Origin of the sequence: Cellulophaga geojensis KL-A, from assembly GCF_000568425.1 — a bacterium.
Taxonomy (GTDB): Bacteria; Bacteroidota; Bacteroidia; order Flavobacteriales; family Flavobacteriaceae; genus Cellulophaga; species Cellulophaga lytica.
In genome coordinates this window covers 18,823-32,284 of record NZ_ARZX01000009.1, presented here as the reverse complement: position 1 = coordinate 32,284, position 13,462 = coordinate 18,823, and the positions used below count along the sequence as shown (strand labels likewise).

The window sequence follows — 13,462 nt, the reverse complement described above, 5'->3', positions numbered from 1 at the left end:
ATTATTTAATAATCCCCTGTGCTTTAGCCTCTTTTAATACTTCAGAGATTCCTTTTTTATTGATACTCTTAAGAGCTCTTGTAGATACTTTTAAAGTTATCCAACGATCTTCCTCTGGAATGTAAAAACGTTTTTTGGAAAGATTTACATCAAACCTTCTTCTTGTCTTATTAATAGAGAAAGACACGTTATTTCCAAACATTGCTTTCTTTCCAGTGATTTCACAAACTTTTGACATTATGCTAGATTTTGTGTTATTTTAAACAGGCTGCAAATTTATAGCTTTTTTTTGGGTAGACAAAATTCTTTTCATCAAATTTTTAAAATTATTTTTTCTACTTCTAAAATGGCACTATTTAACAACCTAATATTTCTTTATACAATAGCTCTAAAGCCTTATTAATTGCTTTGTTTACTACCCGTTCTCTTTGTCCTCCTAATTGTTGATGCACAGCAAATGTTTTAGTTGGTGTTGCAATACCAATATAAACTGTACCTACTTCTGCGTTAGAATCTCCTTTGGTTGGCCCTGCATTACCTGTAGTTGCAATTGCAAAGTCTGTCTTAAGCATTTTTTGTACATTTTTAGCCATTGCTACTGCAACTTGCTCACTTACCACAGAATACGTTTTAATTAAGTCTTCTGGCACTCCCAAAACAGTTGTTTTAACTTCGGTAGCATAACTTACAACACTTCCTTTAAAATAGGCAGATGCTCCAGGCATAGATGTAATTATTTCTGCTATTTTACCTCCTGTAAAACTTTCTGCTGTTGCAAGTGTTTTTCTTTTTTCTGTAAACAATTTAGCTACTACAACCTCTAACTCATCTTCACCCTCATCGCCATAAATTATATCTCCTATTAGACTTTTTAATTTTAGACTTTCTTCTTCTATACTTTTTTCTAAACTGCTTTTATTTAAACTTGTACCAGATAAGCGCAAACGTACAGATCCTAAGCTTGGCAAATATGCAAGTTTTATAAACTTTGGTAAATTATCTTCCCAATCACTTATTTGTGCCGCTAAAGTACTTTCTCCAACGCCATAAGTAATAAATGTTTTATGTATTATGTGTGGTCTTTTAAACTCTTTTATTATACGCGGTATTACTTCTTCCGTTATAAGGTAGCGCATTTCAAAAGGAACACCTGGCATAGACACAAAAACAGTATCCTTATTTTTTATCCACATTCCTGGCGCTGTGCCCTTTATATTGTGCAAAACGGTAGCTTTAGACAACACTTTAGCTTGTTGCCTATTAACATCTAATATTGGTTTGTCTGAAAACTTTTTAAACAACTCCTCTACGTGCGCTAACACTTTGTTGTTTTGAACCAAGGTATCATTAAAAAACTCGCATAAAGTATGCTTAGTTATATCATCCTTTGTAGGACCCAAGCCGCCAGTAATTAAAACAATATCTACTCTTTTTGATGCATCGTTTAAAGCAGATAAAATTTGCTGTTTATTGTCTTGTACAGATGTAATCTGATATACAGCTACTCCTATCTTATTTAATTCTTTACCTATAAAAGCTGAGTTGGTATCTATAACCTGACCAATAAGTAACTCATCTCCTATGGTTATTATCTCGGCAAGCATTACAAATTAAAGTCGTTTTTTAACTCTACTACAACTTGTTCTACATCAACCTTTAATGTTTTAAAAATTTTATCAATTTCATTAAAATCTCCTTGTTGCTTTCCTAAAGATTCAATTTCATAAGCAGCAGCTCTGGTTTGCTCCATACCCAACAAATCTACATTAGGTTTAATTTTATGAGCTAATTGGTAGGTAGGCTCATAATCCCTACTTTCAATAGCTTTTTCTAAAAGTCCTAAATCTTCAGGTACTTCTTCTAAAAATACAGATACTACAGAATTGATAAAATCATTATCACCATCTGCCATTTCATTTAATTTATCAAGACTATAAATCATTTATTTTATATTTAATGTAAACATTTCTTCACCTTCTAAGGTGCCACAAAGATAATCATTAGCATCTACCCGTCCTACACCTGCTGGTGTACCTGTAAATATGACATCTCCTTTTTTTAACATAAAGTATTGAGAAACATACGATATAAGCTCGTCTATTTTCCACAACATTAAATTTGTATTTCCCTTTTGTACTATTTCTTCATTTTTTAACAATGAAAAATTTATATTATCTACAGAAGAAAATTTACTTTTTGGCAACCATTTACCTATTACTGCCGCACCATCAAAACCTTTTGCTTTTTCCCAAGGTAATCCTTTTTCTTTTAACTTAGATTGAAGATCACGTGCTGTAAAGTCTATTCCTAGACCAATTTCATCATAATAATTGGCAGCAAATTTTTGTTCTATATGTTTTCCTACTTTTTTAATTTTAACTAAAACCTCTACTTCATAATGTATGTTATTAGAGAATTCTGGTATGTAAAAATCTTGTTCTTTTGGTAGCACAGCAGAATCTGGCTTAATAAAAACAACAGGATCTGTAGGCTTTTCATTGGCCAATTCTTTAATATGATCTGTGTAATTACGACCTATACAAATTATCTTCATAATAAACTTTATTAGGTTATTGCTTTTCTTTAGACAATTTTAAACTTACCGCTGGTACTAAATGCTTGGTATTATCTTTAGACTTTACCTTAAAATCTGTCCATTCTCCCATACCATATACCATAACTTTAAAATTTTGGTTTTTATTGTAAACGCCACCAAATGTTGGTGCAAACCTATCTTCTATAGTTAATTTACTAGTTAAGGGGTCTTTACCTTTAATTGCGTACCAATTATAGGGTACAAATAACCACTCTAAACCAATATATAAGCCTTGTTTAGGCATTTTTATATTAAAGGCAGACAAGTCTATAGACACAAAGTCATTCTCTGCAAAGGTTTCTAAAATTATACTTTTATGTAATAAATCTTTTGTTGGTTTTTTTGTTACTGGGTCTACATCATAAACACGTATTCTAAATTTAGATGCTCTTCTTTTAAACCCTTCATTTTTTTGAAAAAAAACGGTAACTTTATTTACATATTTTTTTGATGCTCCTATGTTTGGGTAGTACGTTGCCAATACCCACGGTGTAGATGAAGATGAAAAACCACTTTTAAGATCATAACTACCTATAGGGTTTAGCACGTATGAGTCTCCAAGAGATTTAGCCACAACAACCTCATCTAACTCAAAAGACTCTTCTACCATACCAAACTTTTTGTCCGCTACAATTTTTTTCACATCTACAATAGTATCTTTAAAACCTAAAGAAGACAAGTGTACTTTTTTTTCTAAGAAAGATGTTGGAACATCTACAAAAAAATAACCTTTTTCATCTGTAGAAGCTCCTTTTAATGTGTTTAAAAAACTAACATTAACATACGGAATTGGCTCTTGTGTTTTTGCATTGTAAATGGTGCCGTCTATTAAAATTTCTTGTGCAGACACACTAACAACACTAAAAAAAAGCAAAAAGAAAAATTTCATTATTTAACTTAACTTATTGTTTAACTTACTAAGTTTAATTTGAGTAAGTACTTTTTTAGTATACAACGGAAAATCTGCATTTAAAATCCACCCAAAATAGCCTGGTTCTTTTTCTAAAACTTCATCTACCTTTTTACCTTTGTGTTTACCAAAAGAAAAAGCTGGGTCACCATCTTGATCTATTATAATAAAGCCAGCAAAATCTGCAAACTTTTTACGAGTGGTAAATTCTGATAGTTTTTTAATGTCGTTTTCCAATTCTGGATAACGGTCTAATTGTGATTTTAAGACCTCAAAAGTTGCATTTGTATCTGCGGCAGCACTGTGAGCATTTGTAAGCTCTTTATTGCAATAAAATTTATAAGCAGCCTCTAAAGTTCTTTTCTCCATCTTAAAAAAGATAGTTTGCACATCTACAGATACTGTATTTTTCATATCAAAATCTACTCCTGCACGTAACATTTCCTCAGCTAAAAGTGGAATATCAAACCTATCTGAATTGTAACCTCCTAGGTCACAATCCTTAATCATTGCGTAAATTTCTTTAGATAATTGTGCAAAAGTAGGTTCATTTGCAACTTTCTCATTGCTAATACCATGCACTGCAACAACCTCATCTGGTATATGCATTTCTGGGTTTACTAGCCAAGTTTTACTTTCTTTATTTCCGTTAGGATATACTTTTAAAATGGAAATCTCTACCACTCTATCTTTAGCCACGTTTATACCTGTTGTTTCTAAGTCAAAAAAACAAATTGGGCGTGTTAATTTTAAATCCATTTTACTGTGTTTTAAGACAAAGATAAATGAATAGCAACTTTTAGAGAAAATAAAATAGGTATAAAAAAATGCCCTGTTAAAAAACAGGGCATTTTATAGTATTTATATTAGTGATGTATTAAATTTCTCTGTTTACATCCCAAGCTTCTAAGTATTCTGCTACTGCTTTTATAAACATACCACCTAAGGCACCATTTACAACGCGGTGATCATAACTATGAGATAAGAACATTTTAGAACGTATACCTATAAAATCACCTTCTGGAGTTTCTATAACAGATGGCACTTTACGTATTGCTCCTAATGCTAAAATTGCTACTTGCGGCTGGTTAATAATTGGTGTGCCAAATACACTACCAAATGTACCTACATTGGTTACGGTATATGTACCTCCTTGAATATCGTCTGGTTTTAAAGCATTGTTTCTTGCTCTGTTTGCCAGGTCGTTTACAACTTTAGCCATACCAACTAAATTTAACTGATCTGCATTTTTAATTACAGGTACAATTAAGTTTCCGTCTGGTAAAGCTGCTGCCATACCTATGTTTATATTTTTCTTTTTAATTACAGAATCTCCATCAAAAGAAATATTTATTAGCGGAAACTTTTTAATAGCAAATGCTACCGCCTCCATAAATATTGGAGTAAATGTAAGTTTTTCTCCTTCTCTCTTTAAAAATGCATTTTTATTTTTATTTCTCCAGTTTACAAGGTTAGTAACATCTACCTCTATAAAACTTTGTACGTGTGCAGATGTAGACACACTAGCTGTCATATGCTGTGCAATTAATTTACCCATACGAGACAGTGGTATAACCTCATCTCCGTCTGAAGCAACAACTGGTGCTGCCTTAGTTGCTGGTGCTTTTGTTGGCTGTGCTGATGGTGCAGGTGCGCTTTTTGGTGCTGCCGTACTACCATTACTACTAGGCGATGTTCTGTTTTCTACATAATTTAATATGTCTGTTTTAGTAACTCTGCCCTCTTTACCTGTACCGCTTATAGCGTCTAATTCTGCAATAGTAATACCCTCTTCTTTAGCTATATTTTTAACTAATGGAGAGTAAAATTTATCTGAATCACTAAAATCTTGTGATGTTGCTACTGTTTCTTTAGCTACAGCAATAGAACCTTCTATAGCCGCAACTTCTGGTGTTTCTTCAACTTTTTCTTCAGCCGCTAGTGCACTATCTTCTGTTGTAGCAGAAACTTCTACATCGCCAGAAATTTCAATAATAGCAACAGTTTGTCCAACTTGTACTATATCATCAACGTTAAAAAGTTTTTCAACTAAGACACCTTCTACTTCAGAAGGAACTTCAGAATCTACCTTATCAGTGGCAATTTCAAAAACAGCCTCATCCATCTCAATGGTATCCCCTACTTCTTTTAACCAAGTAGTTAATGTTGCCTCTGCAACACTTTCTCCCATCTGAGGTAATTTTAATTCAAATTTTGACATATTACTATTTTAAAAGCAATTTATATACTTAATTTTGCAAAAATACTAATTAAAACGTCATTTAATTAAATTTAGTGCATTTATTTTAATTTAAACTATCCTAATTTTAAAGAATTCTCAAAAGGAACCCTATTTAATATACTTCTACCAAGGGTTACCTCATCTGCATACTCTAGTTCATCACCAACGGCAATACCACGTGCTATAGTAGACGTTTTTAAACCCATACCTTCTATTTGTTTGTAAATATAAAAGTTGGTAGTATCACCTTCCATAGTAGAACTTAAAGCAAAAATTAGCTCTTTAATTATACCTTCTTTAGATTTATTTACCAAAGAATCTATTGTTAAATTTTGCGGACCAACGCCTTCCATAGGAGAAATTCTACCTCCTAAAACGTGATACAGTCCTCTGTATTGCCCTGTATTCTCTATAGCCATTACATCTCTAATGTCTTCTACAACACAAACTATAGATTCATCTCTTTTTGGGTTAGCACAAATTTCACATAAGACAACATCAGAAATATTATGGCAGTTGCTACAAAATTTAATTTCTTCTCTTAACTTTAATAAACTATTAGATAATGCACTAGTTTGGTCTTTTGGTTGTTTTAATAAATGTAATGCCAAACGCAGAGCTGTACGCTTACCAATTCCTGGCAACTGAGATATTTCGTACACTGCATTTTCTAACAATTTAGAAGAGAAATCCATACTATCATTTTTCTACACAAATTTACAATTTATTCTTGTTTTTTGAAGATCTATTAGTACTATGATGATATTTTTTCTTTTTGTACTTTGCAACCACAAATTACTACTTATGACATCTACCCATATATTAATACTAATAGGTTGTTACTTTTTAGTTTTACTATTAATATCTTACTTAACCGGAAAAAACGACACTAACGAAGATTTTTTTAAAGCAGGCAAACAATCTCCTTGGTATGTAGTTGCTTTTGGTATGGTTGGCGCATCATTATCTGGCGTAACTTTTATATCTGTTCCTGGTTGGGTACAAGGCTCACAATTTAGCTATATGCAAGTAGTGTTTGGCTACCTAGTTGGTTACTTTGTAATTGCATATGTTTTAATGCCTATTTATTACAAACTTAATGTTACCTCTATATATGAATATTTAAAAGAACGGTTTGGTATGGTTAGTTACAAAACCGGTGCTTTTTTCTTTTTTATATCTAGGGTATTGGGCGCTTCTTTTAGGTTATTTTTAGTTGCATTAGTATTGCAACAGTTTGTTTTTGATGATTTAAATATTCCGTTTGAAATTACTGTAATACTATCTATACTGCTTATATGGATTTATACTTTTAGAGGCGGAATTAAAACTATTGTTTGGACAGATACGCTACAAACCCTTTTTATGTTACTATCTGTTGGTTTGTCTATTTATTTTATAACAGATAAATTAGATATGAGTTTAGGTAACTTACTAGCCTCTGAAGAACTAAAACAATACAATAAAATATTTTACACAGATAGTTTTTTAGCTAAAAGTCACTTTATAAAATCGTTTTTTGGAGGTATGTTTATTGCTATTTGTATGACTGGTTTAGACCAAGATATGATGCAAAAAAACCTTAGTTGCAAGACATTAAAGGATGCACAAAAAAATATGATTTCTTTTAGTTTAGTTTTGGTTGTTGTTAACTTTATTTTTCTACTATTAGGTGCCCTTTTATTTATTTATGCAGATAAATTTAATATTGTAACTCCTTCTCTTGGTGGTGTTGGTGCTCCTAAAACAGATTTACTTTTTCCTGAAATAGCCTTAAACAGTGGACTAGGAATTGTAATTGCTATTACATTTATGTTAGGCTTAATTGCAGCTGCTTACAGTAGTGCAGATAGTGCATTAACTTCTTTAACAACTTCTTTTTGTGTAGATTTTTTAGGCATAGATAAAAAACCGCAAAAACAACAAAAAAAGCTACGCAAAATTACACATATAGGTATGAGTATTTTACTTATAATTGTTATTATAATATTTAAAAACATATTAGACCGCAATGTAATAGACAGTTTGCTTACTGTGGCAACCTATACATATGGCCCTTTACTTGGACTTTTTACCTTTGGTATTTTTACAAAACATAAAATTAAAGACAAATGGGTTTGGCTTGTGGCAATTGTACCTGTAATTCTAATTTTACTAATTTCTAACGTGCCACCAGAACAGCTTGGAGGGTATGTAGTTGGTTATGAAATGCTTCCAATAAATGGCTTACTTACCTTTTTTGGCCTATGGTTGATTAGAAAAAAATAAGAATTTGAAAAAACAGTACTAGGGAAAAGTAACTTTTTTATATTATTTGTAATATTTTTTATAAAAAATTATAAAATTTATTTTTAATACTGGTTTGTTGCCAACATTACTAAAGTACACCCAACAACAACCTCTATATTGTTCTTTTTCAGTATTTTATAAAATTCAAGGTTTTCTGTACCTGGGTTAAATATTACTCGCTTTGGATGTAATTTTACTATAGCATTGTAATATTCTACCTGCCTAGACGGATTTAAATATAAAGTAACTGTATTTATATTTTGAAATTCGGTTAAATTATCTTTAATTTGGAGATGTAAAATAGTCCCTAAATTTTTACCGAATGCCTCAGTTGTTATGTTCTTTTCTAAGAGTTTCTTAATAGCAAGATAACTATACCGATTCGGATTCAACGAAGCACCAAAAACAAGGGTTTTAGACATTTTTTGAAAATTTAATGTTAAATATTGTTAACGATTGTAACTTTATTGTAAAATTTACGTCTTATAACTATATATAGTTATTTAAATAAAGACATTTTAAGATAAGGTCATTGATAACGCTGTATTTTTATAGTTAATGGTTAGTGTTTAGTATAGCCTATCGATGACAAAGAAGCCCAGAGTTCTGCTCTGGGCTTTATGTTTTTATATACTTAACGTAAATATTACCATTTTATAATAACACTACCCCAAGTAAAACCACTACCAAAGGCTGCCAACACAACTAAATCTCCCTTTTTAACTTTTCCTTGTTCCCAAGCTTCTGTTAATGCAATAGGTATAGATGCTGCTGTTGTGTTACCATATTTCATAATGTTATTAAAAACCTGATCATCATTTAGTTTAAACTTCTTTTGTATAAACTGTGATATTCTAAGGTTTGCTTGGTGTGGCACTAGCATATCAATATCAGAAACTTCTAAATTGTTTGCTTGTAAGCCCTCCATAATAACCTCACTAAAACGCACCACTGCATTTTTAAATACAAATTGTCCGTTCATATAAGGAAAATAAGACTCATCATTAGGGTCTGCTTCTTCAATAATATCTGTTACCCAACGTTTACCCATACCTGGCGCTATTAAAGATAACTCCTCTGCATGTTGCCCTTCAGAATGTAAATGAGTAGATAATATACCTGTATCATTATCTTCTGCTCTACTTAATACTGCCGCACCAGCGCCATCACCAAAAATTACAGAAACACTTCTGCCACGTGTAGTCATATCTAAACCGTGTGAGTGTAACTCAGAACCAATAACAAGTACATTTTTATACATACCACTTTTTATATATTGGTCTGCTACAGATATACCATACACAAAACCAGAACACTGGTTTCTTACATCTAATGCTCCTACGGTTTTAATACCTAAATCTCTTTGCACTAAAACTCCAGGTCCTGGAAAATAGTAATCTGGACTTAGTGTTGCTAAAACTATAAAATCTATATCATCTTTATCTATACCTGCACGTTCTATAGCTATTTTAGCAGCCTTTACACCCATTGTTGTAGTTGTATCACCATCTCCTTTAACTACGTGTCTTCTTTCTTTTATACCAGTACGCTCTTGTATCCAAGCGTCATTAGTATCCATTACTTTTGATAAATCATCATTAGTAACTACATTTTCTGGTACATAATGGCCAAGGCCAATTATTTTTGAATTATACATAACTTTTACTTTAATATCTTAGTTTGGTTTGGGTAAAACCCAATTAAAAGCTGCAATATATAAATAATGATAATTTTTAATTGCAATAATTGAAGATAACCAAAAAATCTGATATTTTTTAATAGAGTGTCAGTTTGTCATATATAGCTTAATTGGTATTTTATTTGCCATACCCATATCAGAATAAAAAAATTAATAATCAGTTTTTCTAACTAAAGGAATACTAAATACAATTTAATTATGGCGACAGGTAAAATTAATGTATCAGTTGAGAATATTTTTCCGCTTATAAAGAAGTTTCTTTACAGTGATCATGAGATATTTTTACGAGAATTAATATCTAATGCTACAGATGCAACTTTAAAACTTAAACATTTAACTTCTATTGGTGAGGCTAAGGTAGAATACGGCAATCCGGTTATAGAAATTAAGGTTGATAAAGAAGGTAAAAAAATACATATTATAGACCAAGGTCTTGGTATGACAGCAGACGAGGTTGAAAAATACATTAACCAAGTTGCTTTTTCTGGAGCCGAAGAATTTTTAGACAAATACAAAGACTCTGCTAAGGACTCTGGTATTATTGGTCATTTTGGACTTGGATTTTACTCTGCTTTTATGGTTGCAGATAAAGTAGAAATTATTACTAAAAGCTTTAAAGATGAGCCAGCTGCACATTGGACTTGTGATGGTTCTCCTAATTTTACATTAGAAGAGGCAGACAAAACTGAACGTGGCACAGAAATTATTTTACACGTTGCAGATGACTCTACAGAGTTTTTAGAAGACAGTAAAATAAATGAGCTTTTAACAAAGTATAACAAGTTTATGCCTGTACCAATTAAGTTTGGTATGCGTACAGAAACGTTACCTAAGCCAGAAGACGCTAAGGAAGAAGACCCTGCACCAACACAGGAGGTAGACAATATTATAAACAACCCTAATCCAGCTTGGACAAAAGCTCCGGCAGATTTACAAGAAGAGGACTATAAAGGGTTTTACAGAGAGCTTTACCCAATGCAGTTTGAGGAGCCTTTGTTTCATATACACCTTAACGTAGATTACCCGTTTAACTTAACAGGTATTTTATATTTCCCTAAATTAACTAACGACTTAAACATACAAAAAGACCGTATACAACTATACCAAAACCAAGTTTTTGTTACAGACAACGTAGAAGGTATAGTACCAGAATTTTTAACTATGTTACGTGGTGTTATAGACTCACCAGACATACCGTTAAATGTTTCTAGATCTTATTTACAGGCTGATGGTGCTGTTAAAAAAATATCATCATACATTTCTAGAAAAGTAGCAGACAAACTATCATCTTTATTTAAAAATAATAGAGAAGATTTTGAAGCGAAATGGAATGACATTAAAATTGTTATTGAATACGGAATGCTTTCTGATGATAAATTCTTTGACAAGGCTGACAAATTTGCATTGTACCCAACAGTAGATGGCGCTTTTTACACGTTTGAAGAGTTACAAGAGAAAATAAAAGCTACACAAACTGATAAAGACAATAAACTTGTTCTTTTATACGCCTCTGATAAAGAAGCACAGCACAGTTATATTGAAGCTGCAAAAGCTAAAGGTTACGAGGTTTTATTACTAGATTCTCCTATTATTAGTCACTTAATGCAAAAATTAGAAACTTCTAAAGAGAATATTTCTTTTGCAAGAGTAGATGCAGATCATATAGATAATCTTATTAAGAAAGATGAAGAGCAAATCTCTAAACTATCTGAAGAAGAAAAAGAAACACTTAAAAAAGAGTTAGAAGAAACTATTACCAATAAAAGCTTTACTGTACAGTTAGAAGCTATGGATAGTAATGCTGCTCCTTTTACAATTACAGAGCCAGAGTTTATGCGTAGAATGAAAGAAATGCAACAAACCGGTGGCGGTGGTGGTATGTTTGGTATGGGTAATATGCCAGAAATGTATAACCTTATTGTAAACACAAATCATGCTTTGGTTTCTGAAATTTTAACTGCAGATGCACCAGAAACAAAAACACGTTTAATAAATCAATCTTTAGATTTAGCACGTTTATCTAAAGGCTTATTAAAAGGTGAAGAGCTTACAAACTTTATTAAAAGAAGCTACGAAATGGTAAAGTAATAAGTACCAATAGGCTTAAAAATAGAAAATCCGCATTAATTACTTAATGCGGATTTTTTTATACCAACTAAGCTCTTTCTTAATTATGGTAATAAATTAAACCATTAGCTACTTTTAAATTTATATTCGGGTCCTCTAACGTAAAGTTTGCTGCAGGATTTGAATCGTCCTTAACCTTAGATTTAAAAGCATTTATAAGATTATTATTCTCATTTTTACCGTATATGTTTAATTTGGAGTAATCTGAATCTAAATTAAAGCTCGCATTATTATTTAAATTGTAAAACCAAAAGACACCATTATAATCATTAATTTTTACATTCTCTTTTAGTTCTGCAATTTCCACTTTTGAAAAGTCATTTTCTATAGTTGCGTTTTTAATGCTCCCAATTAAAGCTTTATAAACATCATTAAAATAAAATTGAGCTCCTTCAATTTCTTCTGCATAAAAATAACCATCCTTTATATGAAATCTACTTTTGCTATTTGTTATTCTATCTAAAATTACACCGCCTCTTTTTATTTTTAGTTCAGTCTGGTTTTCTATTTTAGAAAAATTAATTTGACTACCAGAACCATTTACTTTTAAAATAACACCCTCAGGAACTTTAATTAGAAACTTAGGCTTTGCCCCCTTAGATTTTTCATATTTATACTTAGCTTTATTAGGCTTAGTTTTAATAGACCTTAAATATGGCTTATAACCAGCATGTATTTCATTAACAATAGAATCTTTTGTTTTTCTTCTATTAATAGTATCCTTACTTCTTAAATTCAAGGCTCTATTAGTCATTGTTACAAATTCAAAAAAACGATATTTAAAATTTTCCCCTCTACTTGTTATTATCAGGTTACCATCTTCCTTCTCTGTTGTTACTTTAATAGTTTCTACATAATTTTGTATTTGCCTTTTTGAGTATTTAGTAAAAGAAACTGAGTAATTTACGTGTACTTTATCATCAATAGAGTTCTCTATTAAAACATCATCAGTAAACAAATTAACAGTTACATTACCCTCTTTATTTACTTCAAAATCCTTTTTATACACAACTACCTCTTGCGCACTAACTACTCCTGTTGTAATTAAAATTAATAATAGTAAAATTTTATATGGTTGTTTCATTTTGATCTTTTTTTGCGTTTAATATTTTTATATGTTCTTGTATATCTTTAAGCAAACTTAGACGCGTTTGCAGATTTCTAATTAAATCTTCTACCACAAAAAGATTGTTTTTATCGGCTTTAAATTCTTTAGAAATTTGCTTGTAATCCGCATCTAACTGTGTTAGCTTTTGTTTATACCTGCGTATTAGTTTTTCATCTGTGGCCACAGCTAAAAAATTCTTCCATTCTGTATTTATATTAGCTAAATACTCTGTTTCTACTTTTTTAAGTTCTTTTGTAATTTGTACTGCATTTACCTCTTCATCATCATCTGTAGCATTTTGCTGCACAAACACAAATGCCAATCCTACAAGTAAAACAAATACTGCCGCAATCTTCATAAACCTATAATTATACTTTTTTGCAGATGGCATATTACCTAACTTCTCTAAAAACTCGTCTTTATGTGTTACTGGTAATTCTTTTTTAGGAAAATCATCTTCAGTAAAACTGTTTCTTAAATTTTTCATCTCC

General features: G+C 31.2%; 14 protein-coding genes. 2 read left to right on the top strand and 12 right to left on the bottom strand.

The features are described 5' to 3' along the window. Position 1: 1 nt before the first annotated feature. The 8 genes from rpmB to recR form a co-directional block, all read right to left on the bottom strand. Positions 2-238 carry a 50S ribosomal protein L28 gene (rpmB, locus tag KLA_RS08515; RefSeq protein WP_013620064.1) on the bottom strand — a complete coding sequence of 79 codons (237 nt, stop codon included), beginning with the start codon at positions 236-238 and terminating at the stop codon, positions 2-4. A gap of 118 nt (positions 239-356) precedes the next feature. Further along, the gene (locus tag KLA_RS08510; protein WP_034645068.1) at positions 357-1,604 is read right to left on the bottom strand and encodes a competence/damage-inducible protein A; all 1,248 of its coding nucleotides are present in this window, start codon (positions 1,602-1,604) and stop codon (positions 357-359) included. Beyond that, on the bottom strand, positions 1,604-1,942 hold the full coding sequence (locus KLA_RS08505) for an Hpt domain-containing protein (RefSeq protein WP_013620066.1): 339 nt from the start codon (positions 1,940-1,942) through the stop codon (positions 1,604-1,606). The genes KLA_RS08510 and KLA_RS08505 overlap by 1 nt, the downstream gene beginning before the upstream one ends. Beyond that, positions 1,943-2,554, bottom strand: a complete 612-nt coding sequence (locus KLA_RS08500; RefSeq protein WP_013620067.1) for a fumarylacetoacetate hydrolase family protein — start codon at positions 2,552-2,554, stop codon at positions 1,943-1,945. A 16-nt stretch (positions 2,555-2,570) separates the two neighbouring features. Continuing rightward, entirely contained in the window at positions 2,571-3,485 is a 915-nt protein-coding gene (locus KLA_RS08495) for a carboxypeptidase-like regulatory domain-containing protein (protein WP_013620068.1), read from the bottom strand. A 3-nt stretch (positions 3,486-3,488) separates the two neighbouring features. Then, complete coding sequence (locus KLA_RS08490) at positions 3,489-4,265, bottom strand: 3'-5' exonuclease (RefSeq protein WP_013620069.1); 777 nt, start codon at positions 4,263-4,265, stop codon at positions 3,489-3,491. A gap of 118 nt (positions 4,266-4,383) precedes the next feature. Continuing rightward, entirely contained in the window at positions 4,384-5,727 is a 1,344-nt protein-coding gene (locus tag KLA_RS08485) for a dihydrolipoamide acetyltransferase family protein (RefSeq protein ID WP_034645063.1), read from the bottom strand. Positions 5,728-5,822: 95 nt separating this feature from the next. Further along, the gene (gene recR, locus KLA_RS08480; protein ID WP_013620071.1) at positions 5,823-6,443 is read right to left on the bottom strand and encodes a recombination mediator RecR; all 621 of its coding nucleotides are present in this window, start codon (positions 6,441-6,443) and stop codon (positions 5,823-5,825) included. 109 nt (positions 6,444-6,552) lie between these two features. On the opposite strand from recR, the gene KLA_RS08475 reads away from it, so the two are divergent. Beyond that, positions 6,553-8,016 carry a sodium:solute symporter gene (locus KLA_RS08475; RefSeq protein ID WP_013620072.1) on the top strand — a complete coding sequence of 488 codons (1,464 nt, stop codon included), beginning with the start codon at positions 6,553-6,555 and terminating at the stop codon, positions 8,014-8,016. 83 nt (positions 8,017-8,099) lie between these two features. On the opposite strand, the gene KLA_RS08470 is transcribed toward KLA_RS08475, so the two are convergent. Both KLA_RS08470 and KLA_RS08465 read right to left on the bottom strand, forming a co-directional pair. Further along, entirely contained in the window at positions 8,100-8,459 is a 360-nt protein-coding gene (locus KLA_RS08470; RefSeq protein ID WP_034645061.1) for a CoA-binding protein, read from the bottom strand. Between the two features lie 224 nt (positions 8,460-8,683). Next, positions 8,684-9,694, bottom strand: coding sequence for a 3-oxoacyl-ACP synthase III family protein (locus KLA_RS08465; RefSeq protein WP_034645060.1), 1,011 nt, complete (start codon positions 9,692-9,694; stop codon positions 8,684-8,686). Between the two features lie 240 nt (positions 9,695-9,934). Here KLA_RS08465 and htpG point away from each other — a divergent pair, with 240 nt between their 5' ends. Beyond that, positions 9,935-11,824 (top strand): molecular chaperone HtpG, encoded by a 1,890-nt coding sequence (htpG, locus tag KLA_RS08460; RefSeq protein ID WP_013620075.1) that lies wholly within the window; start codon positions 9,935-9,937, stop codon positions 11,822-11,824. 79 nt (positions 11,825-11,903) lie between these two features. On the opposite strand, the gene KLA_RS08455 is transcribed toward htpG, so the two are convergent. Next, on the bottom strand, positions 11,904-12,947 hold the full coding sequence (locus tag KLA_RS08455; protein WP_034645059.1) for a hypothetical protein: 1,044 nt from the start codon (positions 12,945-12,947) through the stop codon (positions 11,904-11,906). Continuing rightward, positions 12,931-13,458: a hypothetical protein gene (locus KLA_RS08450; RefSeq protein WP_034645058.1), complete on the bottom strand. Its 528-nt coding sequence runs from the start codon at positions 13,456-13,458 to the stop codon at positions 12,931-12,933. The genes KLA_RS08455 and KLA_RS08450 overlap by 17 nt, the downstream gene beginning before the upstream one ends. Between the last annotated feature and the right edge of the window lie 4 nt (positions 13,459-13,462).